This window comes from Fundidesulfovibrio butyratiphilus (genome assembly GCF_054657235.1).
The window spans coordinates 1,708,126-1,726,708 of record NZ_BAAHXA010000001.1 but is presented as its reverse complement, the minus strand read 5'-3'; the positions used below and the strand labels follow the sequence as shown (position 1 = coordinate 1,726,708).

Sequence of the window (18,583 nt, the reverse complement as noted above, 5' to 3'; positions counted from 1 at the left end):
GGGGGGCGTCCCCGGCCGAAGATGCGGTCCAGGGTGGCACCCGCGTCCATCTTCTGCCTGCCCGGGCGCCTGCGCGTCACTTGGTCAGCAGGACGCAGGAGGTCACTTGCCTGGCGAGTTTTCCAAACTCTGTGTGTTTCATCTCCACTCTTCCCCGGCCTCCCATGGTGCATGACGGACTCGGGCAGGGACCTTGTCGGTTTCATAGCGAAAAAGCGGATTCCAAGACCTCAATTCCTTTTCGACCCTTACGACAATCCGCCCCTTTCGTTCCGATGCCGCCGGACGGGAGCACCAGGGCTTGAGCGGTTGGCGTTTTCCCCAAGGATCTTCCCCGTGCTCGGGGAGGCCATGGGGGCTTTCTTCAAGGGCTCATCACCGGAGATCGACTGGATTCACCAGGTCAAATGCTGCCCCCCTGAGCGGTTACGAAAAATCGTCTCGTTACCGTAACACGTGGCAAGGCCATGGGGAGAATCTCCCGGCGTAGGGCGTGGGCATGCGGTGTCGGAGTAGGGCGGACGGCGCGGCGCGTTCCGGTGCGCCGGTTTCGACAAAAGGGCGTTCGGGGTTCCTGGACCGTTGGCGTCAAGGCGACGCCTGGGAACCACGCGCAAGCGTGAGGTGGTCGGGAGGGGCCGGGGGACGGCTATTGCGTTGTGCCGCTTTGGCTTGCCGCCTTTGATGCGACGGGCGCATGCGCGCCGCGGTCCGGCTTGGTTTGGGAAAGATCCATGACGCGAAGCGACAGAAACGCGACGCCCATGGGACGATCGTCGGACGGGGCGAAGATGTTTTCCCCGGCATTCCACCGGCTGAATCGGAAGATCACGGAGTTGTTTCCTTCGCTGGTTTCAAATTCGACCGCATCCTGAATCTGGCGGGTCAGCCAGGGGGAAGGGGGAAGCGCGTCGTAGCGTTTGACGGTCCTGCCGTTGATTTCCACCTGGATGTCTTGGCCGTTGACGGCGTTGTTGAGGGAATACTCCAGCCGGTACTTGTGTTTTGCCCCGGCGACAAAGGCAAGGGATGTGGTCGGTCCGAGGGACCAGCGCCATTTCCCAACGGCGTCCGCCTCCGGGGAGCCGATGCCCGAAAGGCGCATCGTCTCTTCAAGCGGGCAGGTGTAGCGTTCCGCGATGATTTGTTTGTTGACGCAGCCGAACACGTCCACGGGAATCCAAGTGGTAAGGCCGGAAAATTTCGAGTCGAATACGGCGTTGTCAACAACGGGCAAGCTTCTCCCCAGCTTTTCCTGCACCGCGGGGAGTCGGACAATCGCCTGGTACAGGTATTTCGCCAGGAGAAAATTACCGTACCGGGTGAAGTGGATGTCGTCGGAATAGACACGGTATGCGTGCGCGGGGTCCGGCGTCGCGGCGTCAAAGACGGGTTGCGGATCCACGTAGGAGACCGTGGCGTTGTTCGCCAGGGATTGCAAAATGGGCGGGATGAAGTCCCGGCCAAAGCTGTACAGGGGAATGCGATCGGCCGAGATGTTGCTGTTTCTGGCAAGGTCTGCGCCGCTGCCCGTGCCGGGTTTCACCTTCCAGGGATAGTTGACCAGCATGACGAGGATATTGCGCTGGTTGCAGTGGTCGATGATGGCTTGCACATTCTGCTTGAACCCGAAGTGTTCCAGCTTTACGGCGAGTTCGTTCCGCGTCTTCCCTTCCCCAAGAGACGCCCGAAGTTTGGCCGCTAGGCGTTTTAGTATGCTGTAGGTCGCCAGGCGTTGAAGAACGGCGTCCGCCTTGAGGAGAAACTTGTCCTTGTCGCTGCGGACCAACCGTGTCAGCGCGGCGTGGTTGTTGTTTCGTAGGGCGTCTATCTCCTTCAGGGACATCAGCGAAGCCGTCGCGATATCGTTGAGCCCGTCCATTATGATGTACATGTCCGGGTGCAGGGCGTCGAGTTCCGTCATCACGCGCAGCAGCGAGTGCCAACTGTGGTAGCCGAAAACCCCGGCGTTGATCACTTCGATCCTGTTGGCGCCGCCGTTCGGGGAAAAGTTCAGAAGATCCTGAAGAAGGCTGGGATAGGTGTAGGCGTTGTCTCCGGCATGGGACCCTATGGTCGTCGATCCGCCAAGGCAGATGATTCTGAAGACGCCGGGATCCTTTTCTTTTTTGAACTCCTTGTCCCGAAAGCCGAGCGAATTGAAGGTGTATTCGTCGACATGGTAGTTCTTTTTTAAACGATACCCGAGAACGGGATCGGCGTCGGCATATTTGGTCCCGCGAAACAAATCCATGCCCTTGCCCGCGCCGCGCGCATCGACGGATGCTTCCGGGCCCCGTCCGTCGTTCAGGAAGGACAACGCGACCCGGCTGGCCATTTCCAGGGCGATGAGCACGGCTGCGGACACGAGCAGCCCAACAACCAGGGAAACAAACTTGCCTGAGGTGTTCAGTTTCATTTTCGGAGCCTGTCGGTTGAACATTGTCCCGCGCGGGGCATCGTGGGGCCGGCGAAGTGACGGCGATTGAAAGCCGGCGGATACTAGTCCGACTTTTCGCCGATCTCAAGGCCGTTGCCCCGGTCCGCACGGGCGTCGGTTGCAACCGACGGAAATCCTGGTCCGGCTCCCGTCTGGAAGCGTCAGCGCGCCGTCTCCTTTCCGAGCATCCGTTCGAGCCCGGCTACGCCGCGTCTGAGCACCTCCATGTCCGGTCCGAAACTCAGGCGGATATGGTCCTGATAGCAGCAGTGGGGACGGCGGCGGTCCGGGTTCACGTCGAAAAACACGCCGGGAACCACGATGACGTTTTGTTCCAGGGCGAGTTCGAAAAAGGCCATCGCGTCGCGGAAGCGTTCGGGCAGGCCGGAGAGACTGGCCCAGACGTAGAACGTTCCTTGGGGTTCGGCCTCGACGCTCAGGCCCAGACGGGCCAGTTCGCCCAGCAGATAGGCGCGCTTGCGCCCGAACTCGGTCTGAATGGCTGCGATTTCCCGTTCGGCCGTCTCGGGCGAGAGCAGGTCGATGGCCGCGCGCTGCAGCGGGTGGTTGGCCCCCCCGTCCAGGAACGATCCGGCGCTGGCCACGGCCTCGATGACCTCCTCGGGGCCCACGATCCAGCCGATCCGCCAGCCGGGATAGCGCCAGTTCTTGGTCACGCCGTCCACTACGAGCACGGGGTCGCGGTTGACGTCCTCCACGAATTCGGCGGCCGAAACGCGTCGTTCGGGCCGGCCGTACACGTAGTGGGAGTAGAATTCGTCCATGATGAGCGCGCAGCCGTGCTGTCGGGAGAGCTCCACCCACTGGCGCAGTTCCTCTCCGGCCACCAGGCGTCCCGTGGGATTGGACGGGTTGGACATGAGCAGGGCGCCCAGGCCGCGGTAGAGGATTTCGCGCTCCAGGGCGGCGGGGTCCAGCCGATACCCGGCGGCCGGGTCCAGCAGGATGGGGATGGAGGTGAAGGACCGAAATACGGACAAAAGCTCTTCGTAGGCCGTGTAGTCGGGAATGAAATGGCCGAGGTTCACGTTGCCCAGGGCCGCGGCGATGCGGGTCAGGGCCGCTCTGCCACCGGGGGCGATGCAGACGTTTCGCCAGGTGTATTGCGAGCTTTTTCCCTGGCGGTGGAAGTGGTTGTAGAATTCGGCCACCTTGCTGCGCAGATCCTTTCGGCCGGCCACGGGCGCGTACTCCTGATCCCAGGTGTCGCAGCCCACGTGTTCGATGCGCGCCGGGGCGTTGGGGATGGTGGAGGTGGAAGGCTGGCCCTGGCCCAGGTTGGCCCATTCGGGGTTGTCCGGGGTGAAGCCGCGCTCCCGGGCCCGGTGCATGACGTGGATGACGCCCGTGCGCGGAACATTGCGAAAACCCGGCACGTGGCCGGAGCCGGCCGGGTCGGCCCCGAACGGCTGCTGGGTCGGGACCTGGGAAAACTGGACATGGGCGGACTGGGGCAAATACATGAAAGACTCTCCGTGCTGCGTGTGCTGTCAACGGGCGACATCCCGCAACGTCGCGAACGGATCGCGGCGGGCGGTCGCGTCGGTATGGCCTGGGCCAACGAGTTGTTCAGGATCACGAGGATCAGCCGAGCTGGGCGCTTGGACGCGCGGCCCGGCTATCCGGCAACGGCGGCTGCGGAGGCTGCTGCGAGGGGAGCGGAGGCGGAAAGGCTCGGACGGGGAGCGAAACGGGACGGCCGGGAAGAATTCCCCAGGCCGCCTGACCGAACGCGTCGGGAACGGTGTTCCTCACGACGCGGACTGAAAGGGGATTTCGGGGATGTGCTTCGCATGGGGAGATAGTAGGCCAAGGGACGAAAAGGTCAAGTGGGGCGCGGAGGCTTTTCGGGGGTTTCTTTTTTGGAAGGGGGGAGTCGGGGGATGCGCGTGGAGGAGGGAAGGGAGCGCCGGGGTGGCCCTTGACAAACCGTCCTTGCTTGGCTATTTTGCCAAATATGAAGGGACAATTGTCGCCGGCCGACCGGTACCTCAAGCTTCAGGCCAACGTGTTCAAGGCGTTGGGCCATCCCAGTCGCCTCAAGATGGTGGAGAGCCTGTGCGGGGGCGAGCGGTGCGTGTGCGAGCTTCAGGAACTGGTGGGCTCGGACATGTCCACGGTCTCCAAGCACTTGGCCGTGCTCAAGGAAGCGGGAGTCGTGGCGGACGAACGCCGGGGGACCAACGTCTATTATTCCTTGCGTATGGTCTGCGTTTCCGGCTTTCTGCGCTGCGTCGGCAATTTTCTCGGCCAGCGCCTGGAAGAGCAGATCGCGACCCTGGACCAGGCGAAGCGTCGGGACAGCCTGGCGGGGTAATGTTTTTTTTGCGCTCAAACTTGGCTATTTAGCCAAAAAAGAAAACGTCATTTGCGAGGAGAAGCGCCATGCAACCATTGGAACTCAAGCCGCTTCAAAATGTTTCCTGCGCCTGCGGCCAAAAGAAGGAAGAGAGCCAAGGCGGTCAGTCGCCGGGCGAGCCCTCCGGGCGCATGGCCGCAAAGATCGTTCTGGGCGTGGTCGGGCTGGTCGCGTGGTGGTTCGTCTACGGGGCGCTCCCGGCCTTTTCGCGTCTGGTGACCTACTCCCTGTTCGGGCTTGTTCCGGGCACCCACCTGGCCGACTCGGTGGAGTTTTTCTTTTACGACACGCCCAAGGTGCTCATGCTGTTGGTCCTGGTGGTGTTCGGCGTGGGCGTCATCCGCTCGTTCTTCACCCCGGCGCGCACCCGGAAGGTGCTTGCCGGCAAGCGGGAGTCGTTCGGAAACGTGCTGGCCGCGCTTCTGGGCATCGTCACCCCGTTCTGCTCGTGTTCCGCCGTGCCGCTGTTCATCGGATTCGTCACCGCGGGCGTGCCGCTCGGGGTGACGTTTTCGTTTCTCATCTCCGCGCCCATGATCAACGAAATCGCGGTGGTGCTGCTCTACGGCCTGCTCGGCTGGAAGATCGCGGCCCTCTACGTGGGCACCGGCTTGTTCGTGGCCATCTTCGCGGGATGGGTCATCGGACGGATGGGCATGGAAAATCACATTGAAGAATGGGTGCGCCTCATCCGTGCCAGCGGCGCCGACGAGGAGGAGACCCGGCTGAACTGGAGCGGACGCATTCAGTACGGGCTGGACGCCGTGCGCGACATCGTGGGCAAGGTCTGGGCGTGGGTCATTTTGGGCATCGCCGTGGGGGCGGGCATCCACGGGTACGTTCCCGAGGGATTCCTGGCCCAGATCATGGGCAAGGAGGCCTGGTGGTCCGTGCCGGCCGCCGTGCTCATCGGCGTGCCCATGTATTCCAACGCCGCCGGTATCGTGCCGGTGGTGCAGGCCCTTCTGGAAAAGGGCGCGGCCCTGGGCACGGTGCTGGCCTTCATGATGTCCGTGATCGCCCTGTCGCTTCCCGAGACCGTGATCTTGCGCAAGGTTCTCAGACCCAGGCTCATCGGCACCTTCATCGGCGTGGTGGCCATGGGGATATTGCTTGTGGGGTATCTGTTCAATTTCATCCTGTAACGTGAGGAGTCGCCATGGAAATCAAGGTGCTCGGTCCCGGCTGCGCCAAGTGTCACGAGACGGAGAAGCTGGTGCGCGAAGTACTGGCGGAAGGGTCCATAAAGGCCGACGTGGTCAAGGTCAGCGACTTGCAGGAAATCGCCATGATGGGGGTCTTCGCCACCCCGGCCGTGGCGGTGGACGGCAAGGTGAAGTGCGTGGGCAAGGTGCCCAGCAAGGCTGATATCGCGTCTTGGCTCAAATGAAGAAACCGAACCAAGGAGAAAAAGAAATGTCTGGTTCCTGTTGTTGCAAAGGTGGCGGTGAAGTCATGATCCTGGCCTGTTCCGGCGGGTCCAACGTGGGGCAGTTGACCAATCAGGCCGCCGTGGAACTCACCCGCGAGGGGTTCGGCAAGATGTTTTGCCTGGCCGGCATCGGCGCGGGCCTGACCGGATTCGTGCAGTCCGCCATGGACACGCCCAAGGTCGTGGTTCTGGACGGCTGCCCGGTGGGATGCGCCAAGGGCATCATGGAGGGCGCGGAAATCCCCATGAAGCACTACATCCAGCTTGCCGATCTGGGCATCGAAAAGGTGAAGGACAGGGCGCTCGTCCTGGATCCCGAGGCCCTGGAAAAGGTGAAACAGGCCATCAAGGCCGCCGTTTCAGCCTGCGACGCGTCCTGAGGGCTGGCCGCGTGCGAGGTTTCGGTTTTCTTCTGGTGGCGGTCCTTTTTCTCGCGGCGCCCGCGCATGCCGAAAGCGTGCCGGACGTTCCCGCGAAGGGGACCGTCACCATGGTGGATCTGGGCGCGAAATCCTGCATACCGTGCAAGATGATGATTCCCGTGCTGGAAGCGGTCGAAAAGGACTATGCCGGACGGGCGAGCATCGTCTTCATCGACATTCGGCAGACCCCGGACATGGGCAAGCAGTATGGCGTGCGGGTCATCCCCACCCAGATTTTTTACGACAGGCACGGCAAGGAGGCGTTCAGGCACGAAGGCTTCTTCGACAAGGACGCCATCGCCGAGGTTTTGGACAACCTTCTCAAACAGTGACCCGTGATGCTCGAGAGTCTTTTCCTGACAATCAACACCCTGATGACGGACCGGTTCGCCTTCGCGGTCGCGGGGTGCCTGTTGTGGGGCCTGGTCAGCGTGCTGTTTAGCCCCTGCCACCTGGCTTCCCTGCCGCTTATCGTTGGCTACGTGGCCGGGCAGGGCAAGCTCATTCAGGGGCGCGAAGCGGCGAAGTACGCCCTGGCGTTCGGCTTCGGCCTGTTCATGACCATCGCGGCGGTGGGGCTGGCCTGTTCACTGCTGGGGCGCATGCTGGGCGACATCGGTCCCTATTGGACCATTCCGATGGGGGCCGTGCTGGTCTGGGTGGCCCTGGACATGTTCGGCGTGGTGCAATGCGCCCTGCCCTCCGGGCTCCCGGGCCGCCTGCGGGTCAAGGGCCTTTGGGGGGCGCTGCTGCTGGGACTGGCCTACGGGGTGCTCTCCGGGACGTGCACGTTCGGATTCCTCGCCCCCATACTGGCCGTCATCACGGTCCAGAAGAAGATCATGGCCGGCGTGGCGCTCGTCGTCGCCTTCGCCGCGGGCCATTGTCTGCCCCTCGTGGTGGCCGGGAGCTCCACCGCCCTGGTCCAACGCTGGCTGGAAACACGAAGCATGCGCGACGGGGCCCCGTGGTTTCGCAAAGCGGCGGCGGGGCTCGTCGCCTTGCTCGGCGCGTATTTTCTTATCAAACCCCTTGTCGACTGAGGACGAGACGTTCGACCGCCGTGGCCGGCGTTGTGCCGCCGCGCCGCGCATCAACACGCAAAGCCCGGAGGCTCGTCATGACTGACGGCGTAACGAAAAAGCTGTCCTTTCTCGATCGTTTTCTGACCCTGTGGATTTTCCTGGCCATGTTCCTGGGCGTTTCGGCCGGATACCTCATGCCCTGGATCAAAAGCGTGGTGGGATTTTTCCAGGTCGGAACCACCAACATTCCCATCGCCCTCGGCCTGATTCTCATGATGTATCCGCCCCTGGCCAAGGTGCGTTACGAACTGTTGGGCAAAATTTTTCGCGATTACCGGGTGCTCGGTCTCTCTCTGGCGCAGAACTGGCTCATCGGGCCGGTTCTCATGTTCGTTTTGGCCATCGTGTTTCTTCACGGCTATCCCGAGTACATGATGGGACTCATCATGATCGGTTTGGCCCGCTGCATCGCCATGGTCATCGTCTGGAACGATCTGGCGTCCGGCGACCGCGAATACTGCGCCGGGCTCGTGGCCTTCAATTCCATCTTCCAGGTGCTGTTCTTTTCCGTCTACGCCTACGTGTTCATCACGGTGTTGCCTTCCTGGATGGGCCTCAAGGGAGCGGTGGTGGACATTTCCATGGGCCAGATCGCCCAGAGCGTGTTCATCTACCTGGGCATTCCCTTCCTGGCCGGAGTCGTCTCCAGAATCGTCGGCCTCACGCTCAAGGGGCGGCAGTGGTACGAGGAAGTCTTCATCCCCAGGATCAGCCCCATGACCCTGATCGCCCTGCTGTTCACCATCGTGGTCATGTTCTCCCTGAAGGGCGAGTACATCGTGCGGCTGCCCATGGACGTGGTGCGCATCGCCGTTCCGCTGCTTTTGTACTTCGTGATCATGTTCCTGCTGTCGTTTCGCCTCTCCATCAAGGCCCGGGCCACGTACGAGCAGGCCGCCACGCTCTCCTTCACCGCGGCCTCGAACAACTTCGAACTGGCCATCGCCGTGGCCGTGGCCGTGTTCGGCCTGGACTCGGGCCAGGCCTTCGCGGCCGTCATCGGACCGCTGGTGGAGGTGCCGGTGCTGATCGGCCTGGTCAACGTGGCCCTGTGGTTCAAGCGTAGGTATTTTTCCTGTGTCGTCGAGACCCCCACGGGAACGCGCCATGTGGCGTCCTTGGCGGCGGACGAAACGCAAAAGGGCTGAGCGGGGACCGCGCCGCGGATCAGTCGAGTTGTCCCGCCGCGCGCAGGGCGGCCAGAACGCGTTCGTGGGTGGGGTTTCTCAGGCTGAGCATGCCGTTGTTCCACAGGTAGCGCCCGAAACGAAGCCCTTCCTCGAAACCGGGGGCGCTGTCCAGGGCGTTGGCCAGGTAGGTCACGGCGTTCTCGGTGTCCCCTTTTTCGTGGTAGGCCCGGGCGATGTTGAAGAGCAGGTTTTCGTCCAGCGAGGTCATGGCCAGGGCCTTGAAGTAGTAGCGGAGCGTTTCGTCGAAAAGTCCCCGCCGGCGCAGGCGGATGCCCATTTCGTTGAAGAGGTGCTTGTGCTCCTCGGCGAAGGTCTCTTCGAGTTCGAGCAGGGTGTGAAAGACGTAGAGGGCCTTGTCGAGCTGCCCCAGGGCCAAAAGCGAGATGCCCAGGCCGAAATTGGCCCGGATGTTGGCCTCGTCGATGGCCCGCACCTTCTCGTATTCGAGCGTGGCCGCCCGGTAGTCGCGGTTTTCCCGGCAGGTGTCGCCGGTCATGAGCGGCTTGCTCAGGTGCTTGTAGGTCAACTGGGGTTCGGGCGTGTACTTTTCGAGCACCTCCCGCTTGTCCACGACCGCGAAGCCGCCCTGCGGCTTGCAGTGCAGGTCCAGGCTGCGAACCTCGACCGTGTCCGCCCCGTGTTCCCGCACGAACCAGAGGGTTTGGGAAAGGACCTTTCTGCGGGTGCTTCCCGAGCCCAGAACCACCTCGGTGCTTTGGGAAAAGATGCCGTTCAGTTTGACGTGGGTCAGAGTCATTCCGAACCTTTGTTTGCGCGCGGTTTCCAGACGACGGGTCAGTCGATGAGCAGACCGCTGCCGGTCCGCTCGGTGGCGGAGGGGGCCGGTTGCTCGTCGACGACGCCCTTGCGGATGTTTTCGATCAGACGCAGCGCCTCCCGGAAGTCTCCCCGCAGGACCACGGCCTGACGCAGGTGGAAGAGGGCTTTTTTCTTGTCGCCCGAGTAGAGGTAGGCCTTGGCGATATTGTAGTGCAGGTTCTCGTCCTCGGGGGTGAGCTTCAAGGCCTGGTTGTAGGCGTGCAGGGCGCCCAGGTAATCTCCACCCCGTCGCAGTTTCACGCCCAGGGTGTTGTAGGGGTTGACCGCCGCCGGGTCGTCCTTGAGGATTTCCACGAAGACTTCCTTGAGCTCGTTGAGCTTGTCCTGCATGGCGAAAAGGTCGGCGGCGTGCTTGAGGTGTTCCTTGTAGGCGCTGTCGTCGCCCTTGCCCTTGTGGGCGTAGGCCAGGCCGCGATGGGCCTCGGCGTACAGGGCGTTCAGGGCCAGGGCCTTGTTGAAGGCCAGGATGGCCTTTCCGAAACTGTTGGCGCGCAGGTACTCCATGCCCAGGTTGAAGTATTTGAGCGCGTCGTTTTTTTCCTCCACGACCTCTTCGAACTCCTCGATGGCCAGGTCGTAGTCTTGGCGTAGCAGGGCCTCGGTGGCGCTGTGCAGCATTTCTTCCTCGATTTCGCCCGGCGACAGCGAATTCCACGAGGCGCGCATGTGTTTTTCCAGGGTGTCCAGGGAGTAGGGGCGGATGACGTAGCCCGAGCAGCCGGCCGAGACGGCCGCCATGACGAAATCCTGCGCGCACTGGCTGGTGACCATGACCAGGGCCTTCACGGGAAGGCGGCGGTCCGAGACGATGCGGCGCAGGCACTCGATGCCGTCCATGTCGGTCAGGGAGGCGTCGATCAGGGCGATGTTGGCCTGCCCGGAACGCAGGTAGTCGAGCGACTTTCCCAGGGACGAGTAGACCCGCACGTCCTGGAACCGCATGCGCACGAGAATGCCCTTGTCCAGGGATAAATGGTTGGGGTCGCGGGACAAGACCGCAACGGAAAGCGAACTTGGGTCAAATCGCATGGAACGAGCGCCTGGAAAAAGGTATTAATCCGTCCAATGGGTGAGCGTTTTCTGCCGCCCATTTTACGATTTATACCATATCCCCTATCCTTCCCGCAACGTTCGTGGTGCAAGCGCGCAAGCACTCCCTCCGAAACATCCGGCCGCCGGAGTCCCCGGGCGCGCCTTTGCCGCGCCTCGCGAAAAGCTGAACTCTCCCAAGGCATTGTCGATAACGGAGCGCCCGTTTTTGTCGGCTGGCGGTGGCGCGCGGCGGTGACGGACAGCGCTTGCGGACCGTTCGCGTCGCGGGAAAACAGGCCTGTTTTTTTCAAACGCACTGGCAAGAAGTTCCTCTATCGGATATGAGGGAAACAATGGCGATTGTCCCGATTTTCCCGAACGCAAGGCCGCAACGGGAAGGGGAAAATCGCGTGGCGGTTCGCTTCCGGGGGCGGAGTCCCGCTCGGCTTGGCTCGGGAAATCGAACCGTATCGGCTTTGGCGGCGGACAGGAAAAAGACGCTTCCTGATCCGTCGCATTCACCACGAGGACGTGTGAAAGGGCGTCCAAAGAAAGCATTTTGCTCTCCGCAGCCGGAGAAAAGGAGCCGCCATGAAACTTACGGTGAAACTTATCGTCTCGTTCAGTTGCCTCTTGGTGCTGCTGATCGGCATCGGGGTGTTTTCCCTGACGCGCATGGCGGTGTTGTATGAAGACGTTCATGAAATATCGACGAACTGGCTTCCAAGCATCAAGGCCATCGGGGAGCTCAATGATCTGTTGAGCCAATACAGGCGCGCCGGGCTCGTGCATATCCTGTATACGGACCCCACCGAGATCCATCGCCAGGAGCAGGAAATGGCGGCGGTCCAGAAGAAGCTCGACCAGGCCATGCAGCGCTACGAATCCTTGATCAGCGAACCCGCCGAGAAGGAAAACTACCCGAAGATGATGCAGGCCTGGAAGAAGTACGTCGAACTGCAAAATGAGATATTCGTCCTGTCCCGGAAAAATGAAAACGAAGCCGCGACGAAGATCGCCACTGGCCAGCAGCGGCAATCCTTTCGCGAAGTCGTTCGGTATGCGGAGCTCCTCGTGGACATCAACGCCCAGGGCGCGCAAAAGCTCGCCGATGGATCCGTGGGAGCCTATTTCAGCGGCAAGATGTGGATATGGGGCGCCATCCTGGTGTCCGTGGCGTTCGGCATCGGGTTGACCATTCTCATTAGCCGTAACGTTTTCGGACAGTTGGGCGAAGATCCGGGGTATCTGGAACACATTGCCCGCGAGATCGCCGGCGGCAACCTGGACCTGCAATTCAAGCCGGTCATCGGCCAGGGCGGCGTGTACGGGGTGCTCGTCAAGATGGTGGACACGCTGAAGGCGAAGATCCTCGAGGCGGATCAGAAGACCGGCGAAGCGGCCCGCGAGGCGCAGGTGGCCAGGGAGGCCACTCAGCAGGCCGAGGAGGCCACGCGCCAGGCCGAACGCGCCAAGGCCGAGGGCATGCTTCAGGCGGCCGGCGAGCTTGAGAGCGTGGTGGAAGTGGTGACGTCGGCGTCCGAGGAGCTTTCGTCCCAGGTCGAGCAGTCCAGCCGGGGGGCGGAACAACAGTCGCAGCGGGTCGGCGAAACCGCCACGGCCATGGAAGAGATGAACGCCACCGTGCTGGAGGTGGCCAAGAATGCGGCCATGGCTTCCGAGAGCTCGGACAACGCGCGGCAAAAGGCCGTGGATGGCGCCGGCATTGTCGGCCAGGTGGTGCAGGGCATCGCCGAGGTGCGCAAGCAGGCCCAGGCCCTCAAGCAGGACATGAGCGCGCTGGGCAAGCAGGCCGAAGGCATCGGCCAGGTCATGAACGTCATTTCGGACATAGCCGACCAGACCAACCTGCTCGCGCTCAATGCCGCCATCGAGGCCGCGCGCGCCGGCGAGGCCGGACGGGGATTCGCCGTGGTGGCCGACGAGGTCCGCAAGCTCGCCGAAAAGACCATGACCGCCACCAAGGAAGTGGGAGACTCCATCCGGGGCATTCAGGAAGGCACTCGAAAGAACATGGACAACGTGGACCGCACGGCCAAGACCATCGAGGAAGCCACGCTGCTGGCCACGCAGTCCGGCGAGGCCCTGACGGAAATCGTCAACCTGGTGGACCACACGTCCGACCAGGTCCGGTCCATCGCCACGGCTTCCGAGGAGCAGTCCGCCGCGAGCGAGGAGATCAACCGCTCTATCGAGCACGTGGCGACCATATCGTCCGAAACGGCCCAGGCCATGTCCCAGGCCTCCCAGGCGGTCACGGATCTGGCCAGGCAGAGCCAGGTGCTCCAGAATCTCCTCGCGGGCATGAAGTCCGACGGGGGAGGCGCGACGACGCCTCGCCCGCTTGCCCTCGGTCGCGCCTGAGCACGGTTCGAGTGACGGGGGCCTTTCGCAAGGGCCGGACGCACCGTCGCGTCCGCGTCCCCGAAAGAGCGCAGGCCCCCCTCACTCGTGAAGACCGGCCGAAGCGACGGGCGCGTCAGGCCGCGTGTTTTTTCACCCAGGCCGCGAAACGGTCCATCCAGGCCTGGAGAAAGGGCCGGCTGTCCGGGCCGATGTCCCCTGCGGCGTCGAACAGGGTGTCCTTGGCCTGAAGAAAGCATTCGGGCTGGCTCAGAGTGGGCATGTCCAGAAAGGACAGCACGTTGCGCAGGTGCTGTTGGGCCATGGCCGTGCCCATGGCCCCGGGCGACACGCCCACGATCCCGGCCGGCTTGCCGCCCCACACGCCTTGGCCGTAGGGCCGCGAACCGTGGTCGAGCGCGTTTTTCAGCACACCCGGAACGGAGCGGTTGTATTCGGGCGTGACGAACAACACCGCCTTGGCCTCGGCGATTTGCGCCTTGAAGCGTTTGACCGATTCGGCCTGGTTGTCGTCGTCGTCCTGGTTGTAGAGCGGGAGGTCCGCGATGGAGACCTGGCGGAAATCGAACTCCGAGGGGCCCAGTTTGGCCAGGGCCGAGGCCAGCTTGCGGTTGAAGGATTCGCGACGGAGACTGCCGACCACGACGGCTATGGGGTATTGCGACATGTTGCGCTCCTGGATGAAAGGTTCCATTGAATGGTAAAAGACTATACGGAAAAAGTCTGATTAAGCATCCGGTGACGGTTTGACAAGGCGGGCCGGGCAAATAGCCGGTCAAACAGGGCGGGCGGTCGCGAGCGGAAGAGGGCCCACCCGCCGGGGGGACCCCGGATGCGAGGGATAGACGAAAAAATTTTCCGAATCGCTTGACAGTTTCCGGTTCCGGGGGTAGTTCACCGTCTCCTTTTGCATTTCGGAGGACCGTAGCTCAGGGGGAGAGCACTTGCTTGACGCGCAAGGGGTCAGGGGTTCAAATCCCCTCGGTCCTACCAGGAAAAACCCCAAAGGGAGGCCCTGCCTCCCTTTTTTATAGACGGATGGAGAGAAGGCCGTGCAAATCCGCGTCGGTGAAGGCATGGTGGACGTGGCGCCTGGCGATTGCGTTGGCCAAGTGCTGGCCAAGGCCCTGTCGAAAAAGGCTTTCAAGAACACCGTGGTGGCCCGCTGCGGCGAACGTCTTCTTGATCTGAGCGCCGTCGCGCCTCAGGATTGCGAGGAGCTCGTCCCGGTCGCGGCCGACAGCCCCGAGGGGCTTGAGGTCGTGCGTCACAGCGCGGCCCACGTCATGGCCGAGGCGGTCAAGGCTCTGTACCCGACCGCCCAGGTGACCATCGGTCCGGCCATCGAGAACGGTTTCTACTACGATTTCGCTTTCGCGCGTCCCTTTACCCCCGAAGATCTGGAAGCCATCGAAGCCCGCATGAAAGAGCTCGTGCAGGCCGATCATCCGTTCTTTTGCCGGGCCGTGTCCAAGGAGGACGCCCAGGCCCTGTTCAAGAAGATGGGGGAGGACTACAAGCTCGAGGTGCTGGCCGACATCCCCGGCGACACCGTCAATCTTTACAGCCAGGGGCAGTTCACGGATTTGTGCCGCGGCCCCCACGTGCCGTCCACGCGGTTTCTGGGTGCGGTGAAGCTGACCCATGTGGCCGGGGCCTACTGGCGCGGGGACGAAAAGCGTCCCATGCTCACCCGCATCTACGGCACGGCCTTCGCCGATCCGAACGCGCTCAAGAAGTACCTGCACCATATCGAGGAAGCCAAACGGCGCGACCATCGGCGTCTGGGAACCCAACTCGACATGTTCAGCTTTTCCGAAGAAGCGGGAGCGGGCATGGTGATCTGGCATCCCAACGGCGCGCTGGTGCGCACCATTCTCGAAGACTTCGAGCGCAAGGAACACCTGCGCCGGGGCTACCACATCGTGCAGGGGCCGCAACTGCTCAAGCGCGAATTGTGGGAGCGGTCGGGTCACTACGACAATTACCGCGAAAACATGTATTTCACCGAGATCGACGAACAGGCCTACGGCATCAAGCCCATGAACTGCCTGTCGCACATGATCATCTACAAATCGCGGGTGCGCTCCTACCGTGACCTGCCCCAGCGCTATTTCGAGCTGGGCGTGGTGCACCGTCACGAAAAGTCCGGCGTTCTGCACGGGCTGCTGCGCGTGCGCCAGTTTACCCAGGACGACGCCCACATCATCTGCCGTCCGGACCAGTTGCAGGAAGAAATCATCGGGGTCATCAACTTCGTGCGCGACGTGGTGGGCCTGTTCGACTTCGAGTTCGAGGCCGAGTTGTCCACGCGGCCGGAAAAGTCCATCGGCTCGGACGAAAACTGGGAGTTGGCCACCAACGCCCTGATCGAGGCCCTGAACGCCGCCGGCCTGCCCTACAAGATCAACGCCGGCGACGGCGCGTTCTACGGCCCCAAGATCGACATCAAACTCAAGGACGCCCTGGACCGACGTTGGCAGTGTGCCACGGTGCAGTGCGACTTCACCTTGCCGGAACGCTTCGACCTGGTGTACACGGGCGCCGATGGCGAGCGCCACCGCCCGGTCATGTTGCACCGGGTCATTTTGGGCGCGGTCGAGAGATTCCTGGGTGTGCTCATCGAGCATACGGCCGGTGCCTTGCCCATTTGGCTGGCTCCGGTGCAGGCCAAGATCCTCACCGTGACCGACGCCCATGACGCCCACGCTCGCTTTGTCGAGCAGGAGCTCAAGGAGCGGGGCATCCGCGCCGTGGCCGACCTTCGCAACGAGAAGCTCGGCTACAAGGTGCGCGAAGCCCAATTGGAGAAGGTCCCCTACATGCTGGTCATTGGCGACCAGGAAAAGGAAAAGGGGGCCGTGAACGTGCGTCTGCGCTCCGGTGAAAACCTGGGGCTTATGAGCATCGAGCAGGTGGCCGAGGCCATCGCCGAGGCATGCCAGGCGCCTTTTAAACGAGGAGGTATGCGCTATAACTTCTGCCAGTGACTCCGCCCGCTGCAACCATCAGATCCGCGCCCGTGAAGTGCGGGTTATAGCGGACGACGGCCAGCAACTGGGCATCATGCCCACCATCGACGCCCTGCGCCAAGCCCAGGAAAAGGGGCTTGACTTGGTGGAGGTGGCCGCGCAGGCCGATCCGCCCGTCTGCCGGATCATGGATTACGGGAAATATAAATACCAGCAGCAAAAGAAGCAGCAGGAAGCCCGCAAGAAGTCGACGGTCATCCAGGTCAAGGAAATAAAAGTCCGACCCAAGACCGACGAGCATGACTACCTGACCAAGGTCAAGCACATCCGCCGTTTTCTCGAAGAGGGCGACCGGTGCAAGGTTTCGGTTTTCTTCAGGGGGCGAGAGGTGGTGCATAAAGACAGGGGGGCTTCCCTGCTCGAGCGCATCGTCCAGGACCTGACCGAAATCGCCAAGGTGGAGCAGGAGCCTCGTTTCGAGGGCAGGGTCATGCATTTGATGCTGGCCCCGCTGGTCAAGAAGAAATAGCGTTCGCAGGTTTGGCCTGCCTATGCGCTCCGGCGCACGAATTTTTCGAGGAGGACGACATGCCCAAGATGAAGAGCAACAAGAGCGCGGCCAAGCGTTTCAGCGTCACCGGCACCGGCAAGTTCCGCCGCCGTCGCCAGAACCTGCGCCACATTCTGACCAAGAAGAGCGCCAAGCGCAAACGCACCCTGGGTCAGCCCGCCATCGTGGACAGCGCCAACGAGCGTTCGCTCCGGCGCATGCTGCCCTACGCCTAGCCGGTAGGCGACCGGCGAGGACGAATACGGCCCGGACGGAAACGGCCCTGGCCGGGTCCGCGCGGGAGCTTTCGAGGCGCAGACGAATTACGTTTTCAAAGGCGGCGAACGCGCGGGGTCGACCCCGGCCGTCTTTTTCCCAAGGAGGACGCATCCATGCGTGTCAAACGCGGACAAGCCGCCCACAAGCGGCACAAGAAGTTTCTCAAGATGGCCAAGGGGTTCGTTGGCGCGCGCTCGGTTCTGTACGAAACCGCGCGCGAGAACGTCGAACGGGCCATGGCCTATTCCTACCGCGATCGCAAGGTCAAGAAGCGCGAGTTCCGCAAACTGTGGATCATGCGCATCAACGCCGCCGCCCGTGAGCATGGCCTGAACTACGGCCAGTTCATTCGCGGGCTGTCCCTGGCCGGTGTCGAGCTCAACCGCAAGGTGCTCGCCGACATGGCCGTTCGGGAAAAGGCCGGCTTCGCCAAGCTCGCGGAAATGGCCAAAGCCAAGGTGAACGCATGAGCGAGGCCCAGGCCCTTACCGAGGCGCTGGCCGCCCTGAGGGCCGAAGCCAGGCACGCTCTTTCCGGGGCCGAGTCGTTTTCGGCCCTGGAAGAGCTTCGCGTGAGCTTTCTGGGACGCAAAGGCCGCCTGGCCGAGATCATGTCCCGCCTGCCCGGGCTTTCCAGCGAGGAAAAGCGCCAGGCCGGACAGGAGGCCAACTCCCTGAAGGAGCAACTCACCGCCTGGCACACCCTGCGCCTGACCGAGTTGACCCGGACCCAGGAAGCCGCATGGCTGGCCGATTTCGACCCGACCCTGCCGGGACGCGCTCCCGCCGTGGGCGGAGCCCATCCCCTGACCCAGGTTTCGGACGAAATCTGCCAGGTGTTCGCGGGCATGGGCTTCGACGTGGTGAGCGGTCCCGAAATCGAGACCGACTACTACAATTTCGAAGCCCTGAATTTTCCTCCCGAACACCCCGCGCGCGATATGCAGGACACCCTCTATATCACCGAGGACGTGCTGCTGCGCACGCACACCTCGCCCCTGCAGATTCGCACCCTGCTCTCGCGTCGTCCGCCCGTGGGCGTGGTGGCTCCGGGGCGGGTGTACCGGCGCGATTCCGACCTCACCCACTCGCCCATGTTCCACCAGATCGAGGGCATGCTCGTGGGCGAGGGCGTGACCATGGCCCATCTGCGGGGCACGCTGACCTATTTTGTGCGCAAGATTTTCGGCCCGGACACCCGGGTGCGCTTTCGCCCCAGTTTCTTTCCCTTCACGGAGCCCAGCGCCGAAGTGGACATCTCTTGCGTGATGTGCGGCGGCAAGGGCCATGTGGATGGCGAAACCTGCCGGGTGTGCAAGTCCACCGGCTGGGTGGAAATCCTGGGCTGCGGCATGATCGACCCCAACGTGCTGAACGCCGTGGATGTCGATCCCCAGCGCTATTCGGGCTTCGCCTTCGGCATGGGGGTGGAGCGGGTGACCATGCTCAAGTATCAGGTGGGAGACCTGCGCCTGTTCTTCGAAAACGACGTGCGTTTTCTGAGCCAGTTTTCCTAGGTTCCCGGTCCGCGTCCGGCGGGAGGGGCTCACGCCCGGCCCAATCCGGACCGAGCCGGG

18 protein-coding genes and 1 tRNA gene are annotated in these 18,583 nt (G+C 62.6%); 14 read left to right on the top strand and 5 right to left on the bottom strand.

Features of this window, described 5'->3' with window-relative positions; all coding sequences use genetic code 11:
- Positions 1–649 precede the first annotated feature (649 nt).
- Positions 650–2,419: an SGNH/GDSL hydrolase family protein gene (locus ACYQ01_RS08080; RefSeq protein WP_459933322.1), complete on the bottom strand. Its 1,770-nt coding sequence runs from the start codon at positions 2,417–2,419 to the stop codon at positions 650–652.
- Between the two features lie 182 nt (positions 2,420–2,601).
- Complete coding sequence (locus ACYQ01_RS08075) at positions 2,602–3,924, bottom strand: pyridoxal phosphate-dependent aminotransferase (protein ID WP_459933321.1); 1,323 nt, start codon at positions 3,922–3,924, stop codon at positions 2,602–2,604.
- 494 nt (positions 3,925–4,418) lie between these two features.
- Here ACYQ01_RS08075 and ACYQ01_RS08070 point away from each other — a divergent pair, with 494 nt between their 5' ends.
- The 7 genes from ACYQ01_RS08070 (at position 4,419) to arsB (ending at position 8,907) form a co-directional block, all read left to right on the top strand.
- A complete protein-coding gene (locus tag ACYQ01_RS08070; protein WP_459933320.1) occupies positions 4,419–4,778 on the top strand; it encodes an ArsR/SmtB family transcription factor in 360 nt (119 codons plus the stop codon).
- A gap of 68 nt (positions 4,779–4,846) precedes the next feature.
- A complete protein-coding gene (locus tag ACYQ01_RS08065) occupies positions 4,847–5,965 on the top strand; it encodes a permease (RefSeq protein WP_459933319.1) in 1,119 nt (372 codons plus the stop codon).
- Positions 5,966–5,979: 14 nt separating this feature from the next.
- A complete protein-coding gene (locus tag ACYQ01_RS08060; RefSeq protein ID WP_459933318.1) occupies positions 5,980–6,210 on the top strand; it encodes a thioredoxin family protein in 231 nt (76 codons plus the stop codon).
- Positions 6,211–6,236: 26 nt separating this feature from the next.
- A complete protein-coding gene (locus tag ACYQ01_RS08055; protein ID WP_459933317.1) occupies positions 6,237–6,632 on the top strand; it encodes a putative zinc-binding protein in 396 nt (131 codons plus the stop codon).
- A gap of 11 nt (positions 6,633–6,643) precedes the next feature.
- Positions 6,644–7,006 carry a thioredoxin family protein gene (locus tag ACYQ01_RS08050; RefSeq protein WP_459933316.1) on the top strand — a complete coding sequence of 121 codons (363 nt, stop codon included), beginning with the start codon at positions 6,644–6,646 and terminating at the stop codon, positions 7,004–7,006.
- Positions 7,007–7,012: 6 nt separating this feature from the next.
- A complete protein-coding gene (locus tag ACYQ01_RS08045; protein ID WP_459933315.1) occupies positions 7,013–7,717 on the top strand; it encodes a cytochrome c biogenesis CcdA family protein in 705 nt (234 codons plus the stop codon).
- A 77-nt stretch (positions 7,718–7,794) separates the two neighbouring features.
- Positions 7,795–8,907, top strand: a complete 1,113-nt coding sequence (gene arsB / locus ACYQ01_RS08040) for an ACR3 family arsenite efflux transporter (RefSeq protein ID WP_459933314.1) — start codon at positions 7,795–7,797, stop codon at positions 8,905–8,907.
- Between the two features lie 19 nt (positions 8,908–8,926).
- Here the strand turns inward: arsB and ACYQ01_RS08035 are convergent, their stop codons facing one another.
- Entirely contained in the window at positions 8,927–9,706 is a 780-nt protein-coding gene (locus ACYQ01_RS08035; RefSeq protein WP_459933313.1) for a tetratricopeptide repeat protein, read from the bottom strand.
- A 38-nt stretch (positions 9,707–9,744) separates the two neighbouring features.
- On the bottom strand, positions 9,745–10,818 hold the full coding sequence (locus ACYQ01_RS08030) for a tetratricopeptide repeat protein (RefSeq protein WP_459933312.1): 1,074 nt from the start codon (positions 10,816–10,818) through the stop codon (positions 9,745–9,747).
- Positions 10,819–11,412: 594 nt separating this feature from the next.
- Here ACYQ01_RS08030 and ACYQ01_RS08025 point away from each other — a divergent pair.
- Positions 11,413–13,206 carry a methyl-accepting chemotaxis protein gene (locus tag ACYQ01_RS08025; protein ID WP_459933311.1) on the top strand — a complete coding sequence of 598 codons (1,794 nt, stop codon included), beginning with the start codon at positions 11,413–11,415 and terminating at the stop codon, positions 13,204–13,206.
- A gap of 115 nt (positions 13,207–13,321) precedes the next feature.
- Here ACYQ01_RS08025 and ACYQ01_RS08020 read toward each other — a convergent pair whose 3' ends face one another.
- A complete protein-coding gene (locus tag ACYQ01_RS08020) occupies positions 13,322–13,873 on the bottom strand; it encodes an NADPH-dependent FMN reductase (RefSeq protein ID WP_459933310.1) in 552 nt (183 codons plus the stop codon).
- 251 nt (positions 13,874–14,124) lie between these two features.
- On the opposite strand from ACYQ01_RS08020, the gene ACYQ01_RS08015 reads away from it, so the two are divergent.
- From ACYQ01_RS08015 to pheS, 6 genes are all read left to right on the top strand, one after another.
- Positions 14,125–14,199: transfer RNA gene (locus ACYQ01_RS08015), tRNA-Val, on the top strand.
- Between the two features lie 59 nt (positions 14,200–14,258).
- Complete coding sequence (gene thrS, locus ACYQ01_RS08010) at positions 14,259–16,196, top strand: threonine--tRNA ligase (protein WP_459933309.1); 1,938 nt, start codon at positions 14,259–14,261, stop codon at positions 16,194–16,196.
- Complete coding sequence (infC, locus tag ACYQ01_RS08005; RefSeq protein ID WP_459933903.1) at positions 16,180–16,707, top strand: translation initiation factor IF-3; 528 nt, start codon at positions 16,180–16,182, stop codon at positions 16,705–16,707. Before thrS ends, infC begins: the two co-directional genes overlap by 17 nt.
- Positions 16,708–16,766: 59 nt before the next feature.
- On the top strand, positions 16,767–16,964 hold the full coding sequence (gene rpmI, locus ACYQ01_RS08000; protein WP_459933308.1) for a 50S ribosomal protein L35: 198 nt from the start codon (positions 16,767–16,769) through the stop codon (positions 16,962–16,964).
- A gap of 156 nt (positions 16,965–17,120) precedes the next feature.
- Complete coding sequence (gene rplT, locus ACYQ01_RS07995; RefSeq protein WP_459933307.1) at positions 17,121–17,477, top strand: 50S ribosomal protein L20; 357 nt, start codon at positions 17,121–17,123, stop codon at positions 17,475–17,477.
- The gene (gene pheS, locus ACYQ01_RS07990; protein WP_459933306.1) at positions 17,474–18,523 is read left to right on the top strand and encodes a phenylalanine--tRNA ligase subunit alpha; all 1,050 of its coding nucleotides are present in this window, start codon (positions 17,474–17,476) and stop codon (positions 18,521–18,523) included. Before rplT ends, pheS begins: the two co-directional genes overlap by 4 nt.
- Positions 18,524–18,583 lie beyond the last annotated feature (60 nt).